This is a genomic window from Halomonas sp. OfavH-34-E (genome assembly GCF_024124525.1).
Taxonomy (GTDB): Bacteria; Pseudomonadota; Gammaproteobacteria; order Pseudomonadales; family Halomonadaceae; genus Halomonas; species Halomonas litopenaei.
This window is the reverse complement of record NZ_JAMXRY010000053.1, coordinates 1-17,543: the sequence shown is the minus strand read 5'-3', so window position 1 is coordinate 17,543 and position 17,543 is coordinate 1. Positions and strand designations below refer to the sequence as shown.

The following is a 17,543-nucleotide window of genomic DNA, read 5'->3' as shown; positions in this document are numbered from 1 at the left end:
AACAGGAACCTATAACGCCGGCAGAGGGAGCGCGAATGATGACGTCCTTTCGAGTTAAAACCGCTTGTGCGCTGGTGATGGGGGGTGGGGCGGTGTTTGCCCAGCAGGGCGTGGCTGCCGAGTTGACCATTGCCACGGTGGATAACCGGGACATGCTGCGGATGCGAGAGCTGAGCGAGGACTTTGTCGCGGAGAATTCCGATATTCAGCTCAATTGGGTGACGTTGGACGAGAGTACGCTGCGCCAGCAGGCCACCACCGATATCGCCACCTCCGGGGGGCGCTTCGACATCGTTACCATCGGCACCTACGAAGCCCCCATCTGGGCGGAGCGTGGCTGGCTCGTACCCATCGCCGACATGCCTGGCGACTACCAGCCCGAGGATCTGCTGCCCACCGTGCGCCAGGCGCTGTCCTATCAGGATGTTCTCTACGCGGCTCCCTTCTATGCGGAGTCCGCCTTCACCATGTACCGCACGGACCTGTTCGAGGATGCGGGCCTGAGCATGCCCAAGTCGCCGAGCTGGGACTTCCTTGAACAGGCGGCAGAAAAGCTCTCGGACTCCGATGAACACTACGGCATCTGCCTGCGGGGCAAGCCGGGGTGGGGCGAGAACATGGCCCTGTTGACCGCCATGGCCAACGCCTTCGGCGGTCGCTGGTTCGATGAAGAGTGGCAGCCACAGCTCGAGGGAGGTGGCTGGCGCGATGCGCTGGACCTCTATCTGACCTTGTTGGGAGAGTACGGCCCGCCGAATCCGGAAGACAACGGCTACAACGAGAATCTCGCGCTGTTTCAGCAGGGCAAGTGCGGCATCTGGGTAGATGCCACCGTGGCCGCATCCGCGGTGACCGATCCCGAGGCCTCCGAGGTCGCCGATCGCGTGGGATTCGCTCTGGCGCCTGATAACGGACTGGACAAGCGCAGCAATTGGCTGTGGGCCTGGGCGCTCGCAATTCCCTCCAGTTCCGAGCAGAGCGAGGCGGCCAAGCGCTTTGTCGCCTGGGCCACCTCCCGGGGCTATCAGGAACTGGTGGCCGAGCGAGAGGGCTGGTCCCAGGTGCCGCCGGGGACCCGTGCTTCGCTTTACGACAATCCGAGTTACCGCGAGGCCGCGCCCTACAGTGAGCTGGTGCTGGAATCGTTGAGAAGCGCCAATCCGGATGACCCGACGGTACAGGCGGTGCCCTATCGAGGCGTTCAGTACGTGGCGATCCCCGCTTTTCAGGGTATCGGTACGGCGGTGGGTAACCGCTTCGCCAAGGCGTTGGCCGGAGACATCTCCGCCGAGGAAGCCATCGAAGACGTTCAGTGGGTCACCGAGAAGGTGACCGAGCAGGCACGCTTTGCTCAGCAGTAGTGGCGATCGGCTCCTCGAAGGAAGCCGGCGGAACGGGTGAGCCCGCAGGTGCGACGTTCACCCGCAAGCGAGATGAGTGACACACAAGGAGGCGCCCATGGCGACATCCGGATTTGACCCGCAGCAATCTCTAGACAGCGTCGACGATGAACAGCTGCCGGTTCCGCCCCACAAGCAGCACGGTGCCAAGCACTTTCTCGGACTGTATGCCGCAGAACACGTGGCCGCGACCGAGTTCGTGATCGGTGCCACCTTCGTCGGCCTCGGTGCCGGCATCTGGGACATTCTGATCGGTCTGGTCATCGGCAACACCCTGGCGATACTGAGTTTCACCCTGATCACCGCACCGATCGCCGTCGGCACCCGGCTCAGTCTTTTCGCCTACCTGGAACGCATCGCCGGCAACGTCATGGCGAAGCTCTACAACGGCGCCAATGTGGTGATCTTTGCTGCCATCTCGGCGGCCATGATCACGGTCTCTGCCACCGCGGTGCGGGTGCTTTTCGATGTGCCACCTCAGGTGGCGCCCTATCCCACCGACATGGCCTTCGTCATCATCGCCTTTGCCGTAGGGGCCATCGTGGTGCTGGTCGCGGCCTTCGGCTTCAACGCCCTGAGCGAGTTCGCCAGCATCTGTGCACCCTGGCTGATGGTGATGTTCACCGCCGGCGGCATGGTATTGATACCGGCGCTGTCGGAGTCGGTGACCGGTTTTACCACCTTGACGAGTTTTTCGGATTTCGTCGCCATCGCCAGTGCCAGCGTATTTACCGGCATCAACGCTGATGGCGAACCGGGGATCGGGCTGTGGGAGGTTATCGGCTTCGCCTGGGCCGCCAATACCTTCGCCCACTTCGGACTGATCGACATGGCGCTTCTGCGCTATGCCCGCAAGAAGCGCTACGCCCTGGCCACCAGTACCGGCATGATGTTCGGCCACTACGTTGCCTGGATCTCGGCGGGCCTGATGGGGGCGGCCACCGCCGCCACCATGAAGCTCAGTATCCTGGTGGTCGACCCCGGCGATGTGGCGTTCTACGCGTTGGGAATGTCCGGCTTCGTGATCGTGATCGTGGCCGGCTGGACCACGGCGAATTCCAACCTGTACCGCGCCGGTCTGGCCGCCCAGGCGCTGATGCCCGAGGTCAAGCGCTGGAAGGTGACCATGCTGGTGGGGCTCGGGGTGATGGGAGCGAGCTGTTTCCCCTTCGTCTACCGTAGCATGTTGCCGCTGCTGACTTACGCCGGCCTGATCCTGGTGCCGGTGGGCGGCATCGCCTTTGCCGAGTACCAGCTGTTCCCGCGGCTCGGCATGACCCGCTACTGGGCCAACTTCAAGGGTCTTGCCGACAACCGTCCGGCGATCGCCAGCTGGGGTATCTCGCTGATCTTCGGTTTTGGGCTCAATGTCCTCGACGTGATGCCGTTCTACTACCTGTTCCTGCCGACCTGGTTCGTGTCGATCCTGGTCTACGTGGTGCTGGCGCGAAGGGCCGGTGCCTGTGAGGCCTATCCAGAGAAGGAAAAGGCCCAGCAGGAGTTCAACGAGCGGGTGGTCGAACATCACCGGCGCAAGGCGGCGGAAAAGTACCGCGAGGGCGTGGAGGACAAGACACTGCTTTCCAAGGGCATCAAGGTGATGTGGGGGATCGTTGGACTGGGTGTGCCAGCGGTGCTGGCCTGGCGGGTGATGTTTGAGAGCCCCGACCTGTATCAGTACTACGTCAATCGTGAACTGTTCTACGACATTACCATCTGGTGCACGGTTATCTACTTCGTCTTCGCCTACTGGGGCCTGCAGCGCTCCAAGCAGTTCAAGCGTCGGGAGCCCGAGGGCACACCGTCCCAGGCATCGACAGGTTGAGTAGAAGCAGAAAATAGCCGGAGCCTGGCCTGCGGTGGACGCCAAGGGCAGCCACAGGCCAGCGACGGCGGAAGGACGGTGGATCGCAGCCCTGGAGCGTCAAGATGGGAGCTGAACGAAGATAAAAGAAGCGAAGCGCAGAGCGAATGACAGCAAGCGCTGCAACAAGAAGGGGCCGCCCATGGGCAGCCCCTTCTCCTTTCATAGGCCTGCCGGCAACCTCACGGCACCGCCTGCCTTGCGGTCGTTCAGGCGCTCAGTGGGGCGCCGTCGACGTACTTGGGTTCGAAGCGACGACCGTTGAGGCGCTCGTTGTCCGGGTCGTTCTCGATCAGCACCTGCAGCGTCTCGCTGGCGCGATCACGCAGGCCCATGCCGAGGTAGCCTTCGACCATCACCGCCAGGGCGTCGCGGGTAGCCTCGGCCTGGGGGTAGTTCTCCAACACCCAGCGACCCCGCTGCACGGCGGCCATGTAGGCCTTCTTGCGCAGGTAGAAGTCGGCCACATGCAGCTCTTGCTGGGCCAGCAGGTTGCGCAGGTAGATGATGCGCTGTTGCGCGTCCGGGGCGTACGGACTGTCCGGATAGCGGGTGATCAGGTCGGTAAAGTCGGTGTAGGCGTCTCGGGTAGCGCCGAGGTCCCGCTCCGAGATATCGATGACCTTGAGCGACTCCAGGCTGAAACGACCGGCCTGCCAGGCGGCCAGCCCGCGCATGTAGTAGGCGTAGTCGACCTGCGCATGGTTGGGGTGCAGGCGAATGAAGCGGCTGGCGGCGGCCCGGGCGGCTTCCCAGTCATCCATCTCGTAGTAGGTATAGATGAGTTCGAGCTGGGCCTGTTCGGCGTAGTCGCCGAAGGGGAAGCGGGTGTCGATGGCTTCCAGGCGGTTCATGGCCGTGGTGAAGCTGCCGTTCTCCAGGGCCTGGCGACCTTCCTGGTAGAGCTGGCGTTCGGTGGCGCCGTCGTAGCGCTCTTCCTCGACGTCGTTGCTGGCGCAGCCGCCGAGTACCGCGCCCATCAACACCAGGGCGCCCAGGCGAGCGGCGGAAGTAGTGAAAACGCGCATCTTGGTCCTCGTGTCAAACAACCCGGGTCGGCCGTGGTAGAATCGGCCGCGATCCGCCCACTATAAAGCACCTTGCCTGGAAACGCAGTCTTCCTGCTGCGGGCCACGTGTTTTGTGCGCGAGTTGCCATCAATCTTCGATCCCCACAGAGAAGTGTTCCGAACCATGTCACAGACCCTCGACGTCCACAGTCGCATTCCCCTCGACATGGCAGGCTATCGCCTGGACCAGGCCGCAGCGGAATTGTTTGCCGACTATTCCCGGGAGCGGTTGAAGGGTTGGATCAAGGACGGTTCCCTGACCCTGGATGGGGCTGCGGCCAAGCCCAAGGACAAGGTCCACGGTGGTGAAAGGCTGGTGCTCAAGGCCCTCATCGAGGATGACACTCGCTTCGAGGCGCAGGATATTCCGCTTGAGGTGGTGTTCGAGGACGACCAGGTACTGGTGGTCAACAAGCCGCCGGGGCTGGTGGTTCACCCCGCTGCGGGCAACCCCGACGGGACCCTGCTCAATGCCTTGCTGCACCACTTTCCCGACGCCGCCACCTTGCCTCGTGCCGGTATCGTGCATCGCCTCGACAAGGACACCAGCGGGCTGATGGTGGTGGCCAAGACCCTGGCCGCCCACGCTGACCTGGTGGCGCAGCTGCAGGCGCGTAGCGTGTCGCGGGAGTATGACGCCATCGTGGTGGGCAAGATGACCTCTGGCGGCACCGTGGATGCGCCGATCGGCCGGCATCCCAAGGACCGCAAGCGCCAGGCGGTTACCGCCTCGGGCAAGTCGGCGGTGACCCACTATCGGGTGGTGGAGCGCTTTCGTGCCCATACCCACGTCCGCTGCAAGCTGGAGACCGGCCGTACTCACCAGATTCGCGTGCACATGGCGCACCGACGCTTTCCGTTGATCGGCGACCCGGTTTACGGTGGGCGACTCAAGCTGCCGCCCGGAGCGGGGCAGACGCTCAAGGAAATCCTGCGCGAGTTTCCGCGCCAGGCGCTGCACGCGCGTCGACTGGCCTTCGTCCACCCGAGTCGTGGTGAGGAGGTCAGCTTCCAGGCGCCGCTGCCGGATGACCTGCTGATGCTGCTGGACTTCCTGCGTGACGATGCGGAGACCATGCAATGATCGATGCCCTCGACCTTCGCCCCAGCGTGATCGTGCCCGACTGGCCTGCTCCGGCCAATGTCGGTGCCTTCGTCACCACCCGCGAGACCGGCCCCAGCCAGGGACCCTACGCCGCCTTCAACCCGGCGAGTCACGTCGGCGACAAGCCGGAACATGTGGAGCTTTGTCGGCGCCAGTTGAGCAAGGAACTGGGCGATGAGCGTCCGCTGCTGTGGCTCGATCAGGTCCACGGCGCCAGCGTCCAGCATGGCTTCAGTGACACCATACCCAAGGCCGATGCCTCGGTGGCGACCACCCGTGACTACGCCTGCGTGATACTGACGGCGGACTGTCTGCCAGTGTTCTTCTGTGACCGTGGCGGGGAGCGCGTGGCGCTGGCCCACGCTGGCTGGCGCAGCCTGGCCGGTGGCGTGCTGGAGGCTACCGTGGCCTCCCTGGGCACTGCGCCTGGGGAACTGATGGCCTGGTTGGGGCCGGCGATCTCCAACGCTCAGTTCGAGGTCGGACCCGAGGTGCGTGAGGCCTTCTGCGGCGTGCACCCCGAGGCGGCCAGCGCCTTTGAACCGAGCCCCTATCGCCTGGGGCACTATATGGCGGACCTTTACAAGCTGGCGCGTCTGCGGCTTGAACGTCTTGGCGTCTCCCACGTCAGCGGCGGCCACTTCTGCACCGCCTGTGAATCACGCTTCTATTCCCATCGTCGTGACGACGGCGTCACCGGGCGCATGGCCAGCGTGATCTGGCTGCGATAGAACGGACCGACGTCGCACTTTTCCCGAGACTCCCCTCTAGACGTGAAACTGCTTCACTAGACTTGAAACGTCCCTAAAGCACCGCCATATCTCTGTCAAGTCACATTGACAGGGTCAAGCGGTGCGTCCGAACGCATCGCCATCCCGAAAGGAGATATCGATGCGTTTTGACAAGTTTACCGCCAAGCTGCAGCAGGCTATCGCCGACGCCCAGTCCCTCGCCGTGGGGCGTGGGCACAATCAGATGGAACCTGCGCACCTGCTGCTGGCGCTGCTCGACAACCGCGACACCGGCGTCAAGGCGCTGGTACAGAAGGCGGGGGGCGACGCCGGTCGGCTGCGTGACGCCCTGGCGGGCCAGATCGACGATCTGCCCCAGGTCGCCCAGTTCGACGGCGAAGTGCAGCCGTCCCGGGATCTGATCAAGCTGTTCAACCTCACCGATGCCGAGGCCCAGAAGCGTGGCGATCAATACATCGCCAGTGAACTGGTACTGCTGGCGGCAATCGCCATGAAGCATGCCGTGGCTAAGGCGTTGACCCAGGCTGGCCTTGCGCGCAAGTCGCTGGAGGGCGCCATCGATAGCGTGCGCGGTGGCCAGAAGGTGGATGACGCCAACGCCGAGGACAGCCGCGAGGCGCTGGAGAAGTACACCCTGGATCTGACCCAGCGGGCCGCCGACGGCAAGCTGGATCCGGTGATCGGGCGTGACGACGAGATCCGTCGCACCATCCAGGTGCTGCAGCGGCGCACCAAGAACAACCCGGTGCTGATCGGCGAGCCTGGCGTCGGCAAGACCGCCATTGTCGAGGGGCTGGCCAGCCGCATCATCAACGGTGAGGTGCCCGAGGGGCTCAAGGACAAGCGCGTGCTGTCGCTGGACATGGGCTCGCTGCTGGCCGGGGCCAAGTTTCGCGGCGAATTCGAGGAGCGCCTGAAGGCGGTGCTCAACGAGCTGTCCCAGGAAGAAGGGCGGGTCATCCTGTTCATCGACGAATTGCACACCATGGTCGGTGCGGGCAAGGCCGAGGGCGCCATGGACGCCGGCAACATGCTCAAGCCGGCGCTGGCCCGGGGTGAGCTGCACTGTGTCGGTGCCACCACCCTGGACGAGTACCGCAAGTACATCGAGAAGGATGCGGCGCTGGAGCGGCGTTTCCAGAAGGTGCAGGTGGACGAGCCCAGCGAGGAAGACACGGTGGCGATCCTGCGTGGCCTCAAGGAGCGCTACGAGGTGCACCACGGCGTCGACATTACCGACGGCGCGATCATCGCCGCGGCCAAGCTGTCGACGCGCTACATCACCGATCGTCAGCTGCCGGACAAGGCCATCGACCTGATCGACGAGGCGTCGTCGCGCATTCGCATGGAGCTCGACTCCAAGCCGGAGGAAATGGACCGTCTGGATCGTCGCCTGATCCAGTTGAAGATGGAGCGCGAGCACCTCAAGAAGGAAACCGACGAGGCCTCGCGCAAGCGCCTCGATACCCTTGAGGAACAGATCGGCGAGCTGGAGCGCGAGTACGCCGACCTGGACGAGATCTGGAAGGCCGAGAAGGCCAGCATCCAGGGCGCGGCCCAGTTCAAGGACGAGTTAGACCGGGCGCGGGTCGACCTGGAGCAGGCTCGCCGCCAGGGCGACCTGGGGCGGATGTCGGAACTGCAGTACGGGGTGATTCCGGAGCTCGAGAAGAAGATTGCCGAGAGCGGCGATGCCGAGGCGGACACTCGTCACCACAAGCTTTTGCGCTCCAACGTCACCGAGGAGGAAATCGCCGAGGTGGTGTCACGCTGGACCGGTATTCCGGTGGCCAAGATGCTCGAGGGCGAGCGCGACAAGCTCCTGCGCATGGAGGAGGCCCTGCACGAGCGGGTCATCGGTCAGGACGAGGCGGTCACCGCCGTGGCCAACGCGGTGCGGCGCTCCCGCGCGGGCTTGGCCGACCCCAACCGGCCCAACGGCTCCTTCCTGTTTCTCGGCCCGACCGGGGTGGGCAAGACCGAACTGTGCAAGTCGCTGGCCAACTTCCTGTTCGACACCGAGGAAGCCATGGTGCGCATCGACATGTCCGAGTTCATGGAGAAGCACTCGGTGGCGCGGTTGATCGGCGCGCCTCCCGGCTATGTCGGCTATGAAGAAGGCGGCTACCTGACCGAAGCGGTGCGCCGCAAACCCTATTCGGTGCTGCTGCTCGACGAGGTGGAGAAGGCCCACCCGGACGTCTTCAACATCCTGTTGCAGGTGCTGGAGGATGGTCGCCTGACCGACGGCCAGGGGCGCACGGTGGATTTCCGCAACACCGTCATCGTGATGACCTCCAACCTGGCGTCCGACATCATCCAGCAGTTCGGTGGTGACGACGCCGACTACGACAGCATGCGCCAGACGGTGATGGAGGTGGTCGGAAGCCACTTCCGTCCTGAGTTGATCAACCGCATCGATGAAGTGGTGGTGTTCCACGCCCTCGGTCAGGATCAGATCCAGGCGATCGCCGGCATCCAGCTTGAACGTCTGCGCACGCGGCTGGCAGAACACGATCTCGGGCTCACGGTCTCCGACGAGGCGTTGGCGCTGTTGGCGGTGGTCGGCTTCGACCCGGTCTATGGTGCTCGTCCGCTCAAGCGCGCCCTGCAGAGCCGGATCGAGAACCCGCTGGCACAGGACCTGCTGGCCGGCAAGTTCAGCGCTGGCGACGTGATCCGCGTGGTCGCCGACGATGGTCAGTTACGTTTCGACCGCTGACCACGGGTCGATCACGCAAGAAGGCCCCTTCATCGAGGAGGGGCCTGATGCCTTCGGCTGGCATTCGTGCATGATGGGTAATTCGAATACCCATTCTCAAGCAAATGGTTAATCGGTCGCTATACTGAAGGTCAGGTTGCGTCCTGTGACCCCCTTGCCCGCCCGGTTCCCCACCCGGCGGGCTTTTTCGTGGCGTTCATCAAGGCTTGGGTTCTGCCCGAAAGGGCAACGAGCGCGGGCTTATTCTTGCCAAGCCCTAGCGCGTCGCCCGGGCGCCGGACAGGTGCACGCGTCGCAGGCGTACGTTGTCGCCCACCAGGTGCTTTTGCAGTTCCTCGAGACTGACGTTCTTGGTCTCTGGCATCAGGAATATCACGAACACCAGTTGCAGCAGCATCATTACCGCGAAGAAGGCGAACACCGGCCCGCCGCTGAAGGTGCCCAGCACCCAGGGCATGACCAGGGTGATCAGCGCAGCGAAGACCCAGTGGATCGAGGCACCGAAGGATTGGCCGCGGGCACGCACGTGGTTGGGGAAGACCTCGGAGATGAACACCCAGATGACCGCACCCTGACTGATGGCATGGGCAGCGATGAACAGTCCCAGCAGCAGCGGGACTTCGAGTCCGCCCAGGGCGTCGGCGAAGAAGGCGCGAGAGATCAGCACCAGCGACACTAGATAGCCGGCCGAGCCGATGAACAGCAGGGTACGGCGGCCGAAGCGGTCGATCAGCGACATCCCGATCATGGTGAAGACCAGGTTGACCAGACCAATGCCGGCGGTGGACAGAAGCGCTGCCTGGCTACCGAGTTCGGCGGCTTCGAGCACCCGGGGGGCATAGTAGATGATGAAGTTGATGCCCGAGAGCTGGTTGAAGAAGGCTATCAGGAAGGCCAGCAGAATCGGCAGACGATAGCGACGCGAGAAGAAGGGGGCCTTGGCGGACGCTTCGTCGGTTTCGGCGGCGCGAATGGCGTTGATCTCGGCGTCGACATCGGCATCAGGGTTGATCTGGCGAAGTACCTGGCCTGCTTCCTCGATAGCGTTCTTCTTGAGGATGAGCCAGCGCGGACTGCGCGGGACACGGGTGATCATCAGGGTGTAGATCAGTGCAGGGATGGCCTCGATACCCAGCATCCAGCGCCAGGCGTCGTCGCTCATCAGGCTGCCGATCACATAGTTGGAGACGAATGCCATGAGGATGCCGAAGACGATATTGAACTGGTACATGGCGACCAGAAAGCCGCGATGGCGCGGCGGGGCGATCTCGGAGATATAGGTGGGGGCCGCCACCGAGGAGATGCCGACGCCGATGCCGCCGATCAGGCGGAAGAAGGCGAACAGCCAGGGGTCGGACACCACCGCCGAGCCCACCGCGGAGACCAGGTACAGCACACCGATCATCAGCAGGGTGGCGCGCCTTCCCAGCGCATCGGTGGGCCAGTTGCCGAAGATGGCACCGATCACGGTGCCCCAAAGGGCCATGGACATGATCAGCAGGCCATGCTGCAGGTCGCTGAGACCCCACAGCGCCTGGATGGGCTTGTCGGCCCCGGAGATGACCGCGGTGTCGAAGCCGAACAGGAATCCTGCCAGCGCCACGGTGATGGACCATTGCATGATGCGAGACATGTAGTGCTACCTCCTGTGAAAGGGGGGCGTTGTTGTGGTTGTCGAAAAGACCTTGTGGTTGTCTAGAGAAATCCTTGGATGAATCGATTCTCTCTCGAGGCGTCAGCGATCCAGATGGCAAGTGTCAGCGCCCCGATTCGAAAGCTCGGCGAGTCGTCCGCTGATCCTCAGCGGTGCCGGTCAGTCCCGGGGCGGGGCAGAGAGAAACTCTCCTGCCGTCATGCTCCGGCTGTCGTGGCGACTTTCCGCCGCACCCTCTCCATCGGTGTCTGGTAAAGTAAGTGAATCGTGTCACCTGGCGTCATTACAGCAGCGTCATGGCCAGATTTCGAGAAAACGGCGTTAGACATTGGTCTTGCTGCACCCGCGAAAAGAGGCCTTTCAGAGTGCTCTGACCGAGCGCGATGGGAACGGCGGTTGACAGTCACAGAGCGCTATTGGAATCTTGAGGGTTCCTGACTGCGGGCGCGGCACGATGGGTGACCCCCAACGCCGCGTGAAGGGTAGGCCAATGGGCCTCTACCCGCCGAAGGACTACCAGGTTCGGGTTAACCGCCCCGCCTGGCCAACGCCCCGACGCGGTGACCCGCCGTGATGAGAGTGCAGGCCCCAACCGGGCCGACGGACGCCAGGGTTTGGCATCAGGTGCCGGTGCGCCGGCAGCAGCATACCGCTGCACTCGACTTCGTACCCACGACAGGTGCGAATCGCACTCGAGACCTCCAGGGGAGATACATCTGTGGAATTGCTTTCAGGCGCGGACATGATCGCCCGCTTCCTCCAGGATGAGGGCGTGGAATACATCTACGGCTATCCGGGCGGCGCCGCACTACACATCTACGATGCCTTGTTCCGTCAGGACAAGGTCAAGCACATCCTGGTTCGCCACGAGCAGGCCGCGACCCACGCCGCCGACGGCTATGCCCGGGCATCCGGCAAGCCCGGGGTGGTACTGGTCACCTCGGGTCCGGGGGCCACCAATGCGGTGACCGGCATCGCCACTGCCTATATGGACTCGATCCCGATGGTCGTGCTCTGTGGTCAGGTGATGAGCCATCTGATCGGTGACGATGCCTTCCAGGAGACCGATATCGTCGGTGTCACCCGGCCAATCGTGAAGCACAGCTTCTCGATCAAGCACCCGAGCGAGATTCCCGAGGTGCTCAAGAAGGCCTTCTACCTCGCCGCCACCGGGCGACCCGGTCCGGTGCTGGTGGATATACCCAAGGACATGACGGCGCCCACCGAGCGCTACGAGTACGTCTATCCGAAGAAGGTCAAGATCCGCTCGTACAACCCGGTCAGTCGCGGCCATACCGGACAGATCAAGAAGGCCGTCGAGCTGATGCTCAAGGCCCGTCGTCCGGTGTTCTACACCGGTGGTGGCGTGGTCCAGGGGCGTGCTTGCGAGGGTCTGACCGATCTGGTCAAGCAGCTCGGTTTTCCGATCACCACCACCTTGATGGGCATCGGGGCTTACCCCCAGAGCGACGATCAGTGCCTGGGCTGGCTCGGCATGCACGGCTCCTATGAGTCCAACATGGCGATGCATCACGCCGACCTGGTGATCGCCATCGGCGCGCGTTTCGACGATCGTGTGACCAACAATACCTCGAAGTTCTGCCCCACGGCCAAGATCATCCACGTGGATATCGACCCCAGCTCGGTGTCCAAGACGGTGCGCGCAGACGTGCCCATCGTTGGACCTGCGGCCAGCGTGATCAACGAAATGATCAGCCTGGTGCAGGGCCATGAGATCGCCAATCCCGACGCGCTCAAGGACTGGTGGAAGACCATCGATGAGTGGCGCGACGAGCGCAAGGGCAAGCTCTACGAGCCGTCCAGGCCCGGCGAGGTGCTCAAGCCGCAGGAGGTGATCGAGGCCATCTGCCGGGTGACTCGTGGCGAGGCGTACGTCACCACCGACGTGGGTCAGCACCAGATGTTCGCAGCCCAGTACTACAAGTTCGACAAGCCTAACCGGCTGATCACCTCCGGTGGACTCGGCACCATGGGCTTCGGTTTTCCCGCGGCCATGGGCGTCAAGCAGAACTTCCCCGATGAGGAGGTCGTCTGCGTGACCGGCGAAGGCAGCTTCCAGATGATGATGCAGGAACTCTCCACCTGTAAGCAGTTCGGTGGTGGGGTCAAGATCATCAATCTCAACAACGGCTCGCTGGGCATGGTGCGCCAGTGGCAGGACCTCAACTACAAGTCCCGCCATGCTCACTCCTACATGGAGTCGCTGCCGGACTTCCAGATGCTGATCGAGGCCTACGGTTTCACCGCGCTCAGGGTCGAGAAGAAAGAGGATCTGGAAGAGGCGCTGGCGCGTACCTTCGCTGACACCCATGAGCTGGTGTTCCTCGACGTCGCGGTGGACCCGCACGAGCACGTCTATCCGATGCAGGTGCCTCTGGGCTCCATGCGTGACATGCTGCTTTCCAAGACGGAGCGGACCTGATGCGACATATCATCTCGATTCTGATGGAAAACGAACCGGGTGCGCTGTCGCGGGTCGTGGGGCTGTTCTCCCAGCGCAACTTCAACATCGAAACCCTCAACGTGGCGCCCACCGATGACCCGACCCTGTCGCGTCTGACCGTGACCACCGTCGGGGACGACCGGGTGATCGAGCAGATCACCAAGCACCTCAACAAGCTGATCGACGTGGTCAAGCTGGTGGATCTCACCGAAGGCAACCATATCGAGCGTGAGTTGATGCTGGTGAAGGTCAAGGCGCTGGGCGCTGCCCGCGATGAGGTCAAGCGCACGGTAGACATCTTCCGTGCCCAGATCGTCGACGTCACCCCGAGTCTGTACACCGTGCAGATCACTGGCGATGCCGAGAAGCTCGACGCCTTCCTGCAGGCGATGGGCCCCGTGGGCATTCTCGAAGTAGCGCGCACCGGCGTCTCGGGTATCGCCCGTGGTGACAAGGTGCTGAGCCTCTAGCAAGCCGCTGGCCCTGGTGGGCAGCCGGTGAACCTGTTACGCCGCCTCTCGGGGCGGCGTTTTCGTGCCCGGCCTCAACGCTCCACGACTTCCTGCCACAGGGCGTCGATCAACGGGCTCTTCAGGCGCCGCTCCAGCACACAGAGGCCCACGTCGTAGTGCGGCAGTTCCGGCTTGACCGGGAGTATTCTCACGCGTTCGGCCAGCGGGCTCGCCTCCAGCACGATGCGTGGCACCACACCGATGCCGAAGCCGAGTCCGACCATACTGACGATGGCTTCGTGGCCGGCTACCTGGGCGTAGATGGTCGGCGTCACGCCCAGCGCCTTGAACCAGGTGTCGGCCAGTTCCCGCGATAGCCCAGCCTCCGACAGGATCATTGGCACCCCTTGCCACTGTGTCTGGCTCGGGCTCATCGGTTGCTGCGGAACCCACGGTCGTTGCTCTTGTGGGGCGATGAACACCAGTGCCGAGCGGGTCAGCGACTTGAAGGCGAGACCATCGGGCAGGCGGCGCGGGCGTGAGGTAATGGCCATGTCTTCGTCGCCGGCCAGCACTCGCTGGATGGCTCGGGCTGGGTCGCCGGTGTGCAGCTTGAGCTCGATGGCGGGATAGCGCTGGCGGAAGTCGGCCAGCAGGCTGTAGAGAAAGCTGTAGCTCGCGGTCACCGAGCAGTAGATGCTGATTTCACCACTGAGGCGCTTGGCCTCGCTCTGCAACGACAGGCGGACCTGTTCCCACTCTTCCAGGGCTTCCTTGGCATAGCGCTGGAAGCGCTTTCCCTGGGGGGTCAGCACCACGTGGCGATTGTCACGGTTGAACAGCACAACGCCGAGCTGTTGTTCCAGTTGGCGAATGGAGCGGCTCAGAGTCGATGGGCTCACGTGGCAGGCCTCGCTGGCACGGCCGAAGTGCAATGAATCGGCCAGCATCAGAAAGTGCTTCAGGGGGCGGAAGTCCATGGGGAGTCCTGACCTGTAATTGCATATTTTGGCACGTAGTATTGCAAATATAGCGTTTTACGCAACACGGGCGCTGGCGTAAGGTGGGATGCATCGACGGAGGGCGAGCCCCCTCGTCTGCCCAGCGCCGCACAAGACGGCGCGGGTGGCCATCAACGCTGAACGCAACACGACACAGACAAGATCTCTTCTATCGCCGAGCAGGCACTCGTTTTCAGGAGCACCAGATGCGCGTTTATTACGACAAGGACTGCGATCTTCAGCTGATCCAGAACAAGCAGGTCACCATCGTCGGCTACGGCTCCCAGGGCCACGCCCACGCCAACAACCTGAAGGAATCCGGTGTCAGCGTCACCGTCGCGCTTCGCCCGGGTTCTTCTTCCGCCGCCAAGGCGGAGGCCGCCGGCCTGAAGGTGGCCTCTGTGGCCGAGGCTTGCCAGTCCGCCGACGTCGTCATGGTGCTGGCGCCGGACGAGAACCAGAAGGCCATCTACGAGCAGGAAATCGAGCCGAACCTCAAGGAAGGCGCTACCCTGGCCTTCGCCCACGGCTTCAACATCCACTACAACCAGATCGAGCCGCGCAAGGATCTGGACGTGGTGATGATCGCCCCCAAGGCGCCGGGCCACACTGTGCGCTCCGAATTCGCCCGTGGCGGCGGTATTCCTGACCTGATCGCCATCCACCAGGATGCCACCGGCCAGGCCAAGGAACTCTGCCTGTCCTACGCCGCCGCCATCGGTGGTGGCCGCAGCGGCATCATCGAGACCACCTTCAAGGACGAGACCGAAACCGACCTGTTCGGTGAGCAGGCTGTCCTGTGTGGTGGCGCTGTCGAACTGGTCAAGGCCGGCTTCGAGACCCTGACAGAAGCGGGCTACGCCCCTGAAATGGCCTACTTCGAGTGTCTCCACGAGCTCAAGCTGATCGTTGACCTTATGTACGAAGGCGGCATCGCCAACATGAACTACTCCATCTCCAACAATGCGGAGTATGGCGAGTACGTGACCGGCCCTGAGGTCATCAACGACGAGTCGCGTGCCGCCATGCGAAACGCCCTCAAGCGTATCCAGACCGGCGAGTACGCCAAGATGTTCATCAACGAGGGCAACAGCAACTACCCCTCGATGACCGCACGTCGTCGCCTGAACGCCGAGCACGAGATCGAGCAGGTCGGTGAGAAGCTCCGTGGCATGATGCCCTGGATCGCCGCCAACCAGCTTGTCGACAAATCCAAGAACTGATGGGTTCCTGGTAACCCATCGTCGGGCTTGCCCGCCGATGGGGACAGAAACGGGGGAGGAGCACACTCAGTGCTCCTCCCCCGTTGCGTCATGGGTGAACGACTGAGTGGTCATGGTGCTGCCGCATGAATCCTGCGCTGTGCCTTGCGTTTGGCCCGCAGGTGCCCGAGGCTGGAGGTAGAGGACGGCTGCCGCGAGGTTGGCGGTAACGGCCGGCCGGTCGTGTAGAATGATCCCATACTCGAAGCCAATGGATGACAGAGATGAGCGAAGACGCAGGCAAGCGTGAGCAGGAACCACGAGAGCCCCAGGATGAAGATCTGGCCAGCGCCTTCATGCGGGAATCCGAAGTCGTGGAAGAAGCGGTCGAGGACGGCAAGAAGGTGCGACGGCGGGGGATCTACCTGTTGCCGAACCTGTTCACCACCTCGGCGCTGTTTTCGGGATTCTTCGCCGTTGTCGCCGCCCTCAATGGCGATTTCACCGCCGCTTCGGTGGCCATCTTCATCGCCATGGTGCTCGATGGCCTCGACGGCCGGGTAGCCAGGCTGACCAATACACAAAGCGAGTTTGGCGCCGAATATGACAGCCTTGCTGACATGATCTCCTTTGGCATGGCGCCGGGGCTTGTCGCCTTTACCTGGATCCTGCAGGACATCGGCAAGACCGGATGGGTGGTGGCGTTCCTGTACGTGGCCTGTGCGGCGCTTCGCCTGGCGCGGTTCAACGTGCAGATCGGCAGCGTCGACAAGAAGTGGTTCATCGGCTTGCCCAGCCCGTCGGCGGCGGCGCTGGTGGCGGCCAGTGTGTGGACGTTCCACAGCTTCGACGCCACCGCTCTTGGCTTCAAGCTGTTGATGCTGCTGGTGGTGGGGGCGGCTGGCATTTTGATGGTCAGCAACATTCGCTACTACAGCTTCAAGGATGTCGATCTCAAGGGGCCGGTGCCCTTTGTGGCCCTGCTGGCCATCGTGCTGGGATTTGTCGTGATCTCGATCGAGCCGTCGGTCATGCTGTTGCTGCTGTTCGGTACCTATGTGGCGTCCGGTCCGACGATGGCGCTGATGCGCAAGCTCAAGACCTAGCCCAGGATCATCTTGCGGTAACAATAGAGGCCGATGTGAGCAGCAAGCCCAACGCTTCGTTATACTGACGACCGACAGGAACGCCCGCCTAGCGCGGGCGTTCCTGTTCTTGTATGAGTGCCGAAAGCGCCTTCTGGGGCAGTCTGTGCATTCATCCACAGGGGGTTCCATAGAGCGGTGTGGACAAGATGGTGCCGCTGTTGGATCAACACTGCTCGATGATCTGGCATTTTTTTACGAAAAGCGCTTGCCAAGGCCGGCCCCGATCCGTAAAGTACGCATCCGCTGCCGGCGACGAGCAAACGTCACAGGCGGTAAAGGGTGGTAAAAGTGATTGTTTTGAAAAGGCTTTTTCAAGTCTTCGAAAAATTCTCCACTTGACGGGCAGCGAGAAGTCGGTAGAATGCTCGCCACTCGATCGGAGTCGCCAGGACGGCATCGCAGAATGCGCGTCAGGCTCGCTTCGCTTTCTCTTGGGTCCTGCAGGCATCGCTTGCACGGCGAAAAAAGAAAGCCTTGACGAAGCGCTTCGATTCTGTAGAATACGCCTTCCTCGCAGGGCGCTGCGACAAGCTTTCGGGTTTCGGCGCAGCAAGGCGAGACGCTCTTCCGGCCGGATTGGCCGAGAGCACGCTCTTTAATAATTTGATCAGGTAATTCATGTGGGCGCTTGCCGATGAGTCAGTGACACTGTCACTGAAATATCAAGGCAAGCGACTCGTCAAACGAGACGTTTGAACCTTGAGCCAAGT

General features: G+C 62.8%; 12 protein-coding genes. 9 read left to right on the top strand and 3 right to left on the bottom strand.

Annotated elements, in window-relative coordinates; genetic code table 11:
* The first annotated feature begins 35 nt into the window (after positions 1–35).
* Positions 36–1,361, top strand: coding sequence for a sugar ABC transporter substrate-binding protein (locus tag NH448_RS19005; protein ID WP_045994248.1), 1,326 nt, complete (start codon positions 36–38; stop codon positions 1,359–1,361).
* A gap of 97 nt (positions 1,362–1,458) precedes the next feature.
* Complete coding sequence (locus NH448_RS19000) at positions 1,459–3,225, top strand: hypothetical protein (protein ID WP_108133538.1); 1,767 nt, start codon at positions 1,459–1,461, stop codon at positions 3,223–3,225.
* 248 nt (positions 3,226–3,473) lie between these two features.
* Here NH448_RS19000 and NH448_RS18995 read toward each other — a convergent pair whose 3' ends face one another.
* Entirely contained in the window at positions 3,474–4,292 is an 819-nt protein-coding gene (locus NH448_RS18995; RefSeq protein WP_045994250.1) for an outer membrane protein assembly factor BamD, read from the bottom strand.
* Positions 4,293–4,457: 165 nt separating this feature from the next.
* Between NH448_RS18995 and rluD the strand changes: the two genes are divergently transcribed.
* From rluD to clpB, 3 genes are all read left to right on the top strand, one after another.
* Positions 4,458–5,417 (top strand): 23S rRNA pseudouridine(1911/1915/1917) synthase RluD, encoded by a 960-nt coding sequence (gene rluD, locus NH448_RS18990; RefSeq protein ID WP_045994251.1) that lies wholly within the window; start codon positions 4,458–4,460, stop codon positions 5,415–5,417.
* A complete protein-coding gene (gene pgeF, locus NH448_RS18985; RefSeq protein ID WP_045994252.1) occupies positions 5,414–6,169 on the top strand; it encodes a peptidoglycan editing factor PgeF in 756 nt (251 codons plus the stop codon). Before rluD ends, pgeF begins: the two co-directional genes overlap by 4 nt.
* 160 nt (positions 6,170–6,329) lie before the next feature.
* Entirely contained in the window at positions 6,330–8,912 is a 2,583-nt protein-coding gene (clpB, locus tag NH448_RS18980) for an ATP-dependent chaperone ClpB (protein ID WP_045994253.1), read from the top strand.
* 256 nt (positions 8,913–9,168) lie between these two features.
* Here the strand turns inward: clpB and NH448_RS18975 are convergent, their stop codons facing one another.
* Positions 9,169–10,545: a sugar porter family MFS transporter gene (locus tag NH448_RS18975; protein ID WP_045994254.1), complete on the bottom strand. Its 1,377-nt coding sequence runs from the start codon at positions 10,543–10,545 to the stop codon at positions 9,169–9,171.
* Positions 10,546–11,284: 739 nt separating this feature from the next.
* Between NH448_RS18975 and NH448_RS18970 the strand changes: the two genes are divergently transcribed.
* The gene (locus NH448_RS18970) at positions 11,285–13,009 is read left to right on the top strand and encodes an acetolactate synthase 3 large subunit (protein ID WP_045994255.1); all 1,725 of its coding nucleotides are present in this window, start codon (positions 11,285–11,287) and stop codon (positions 13,007–13,009) included.
* Positions 13,009–13,500, top strand: a complete 492-nt coding sequence (ilvN, locus tag NH448_RS18965) for an acetolactate synthase small subunit (RefSeq protein ID WP_045994256.1) — start codon at positions 13,009–13,011, stop codon at positions 13,498–13,500. Before NH448_RS18970 ends, ilvN begins: the two co-directional genes overlap by 1 nt.
* 74 nt (positions 13,501–13,574) lie before the next feature.
* Here the strand turns inward: ilvN and ilvY are convergent, their stop codons facing one another.
* Positions 13,575–14,462: an HTH-type transcriptional activator IlvY gene (gene ilvY / locus NH448_RS18960; RefSeq protein WP_045994257.1), complete on the bottom strand. Its 888-nt coding sequence runs from the start codon at positions 14,460–14,462 to the stop codon at positions 13,575–13,577.
* 227 nt (positions 14,463–14,689) lie between these two features.
* On the opposite strand from ilvY, the gene ilvC reads away from it, so the two are divergent.
* Together ilvC and pssA are read left to right on the top strand one after the other, a co-directional pair.
* Positions 14,690–15,706 (top strand): ketol-acid reductoisomerase, encoded by a 1,017-nt coding sequence (gene ilvC / locus NH448_RS18955; RefSeq protein WP_045994258.1) that lies wholly within the window; start codon positions 14,690–14,692, stop codon positions 15,704–15,706.
* Between the two features lie 263 nt (positions 15,707–15,969).
* The gene (gene pssA, locus NH448_RS18950) at positions 15,970–16,791 is read left to right on the top strand and encodes a CDP-diacylglycerol--serine O-phosphatidyltransferase (protein WP_045994259.1); all 822 of its coding nucleotides are present in this window, start codon (positions 15,970–15,972) and stop codon (positions 16,789–16,791) included.
* Positions 16,792–17,543 lie beyond the last annotated feature (752 nt).

Bases quoted from the DNA above. Each gene is read 5' to 3' on its own strand.
- ilvY (WP_045994257.1), bottom strand. From the start codon at position 14,462: ATGGACTTCCGCCCCCTGAAGCACTTTCTGATGCTGGCCGATTCATTG.
- pgeF (WP_045994252.1), top strand. From the start codon at position 5,414: ATGATCGATGCCCTCGACCTTCGCCCCAGCGTGATCGTGCCCGACTGG.
- pssA (WP_045994259.1), top strand. From the start codon at position 15,970: ATGAGCGAAGACGCAGGCAAGCGTGAGCAGGAACCACGAGAGCCCCAG.
- ilvC (WP_045994258.1), top strand. From the start codon at position 14,690: ATGCGCGTTTATTACGACAAGGACTGCGATCTTCAGCTGATCCAGAAC.
- rluD (WP_045994251.1), top strand. From the start codon at position 4,458: ATGTCACAGACCCTCGACGTCCACAGTCGCATTCCCCTCGACATGGCA.
- ilvN (WP_045994256.1), top strand. From the start codon at position 13,009: ATGCGACATATCATCTCGATTCTGATGGAAAACGAACCGGGTGCGCTG.
- NH448_RS18975 (WP_045994254.1), bottom strand. From the start codon at position 10,545: ATGTCTCGCATCATGCAATGGTCCATCACCGTGGCGCTGGCAGGATTC.
- clpB (WP_045994253.1), top strand. From the start codon at position 6,330: ATGCGTTTTGACAAGTTTACCGCCAAGCTGCAGCAGGCTATCGCCGAC.
- NH448_RS18995 (WP_045994250.1), bottom strand. From the start codon at position 4,292: ATGCGCGTTTTCACTACTTCCGCCGCTCGCCTGGGCGCCCTGGTGTTG.
- NH448_RS19005 (WP_045994248.1), top strand. From the start codon at position 36: ATGATGACGTCCTTTCGAGTTAAAACCGCTTGTGCGCTGGTGATGGGG.
- NH448_RS19000 (WP_108133538.1), top strand. From the start codon at position 1,459: ATGGCGACATCCGGATTTGACCCGCAGCAATCTCTAGACAGCGTCGAC.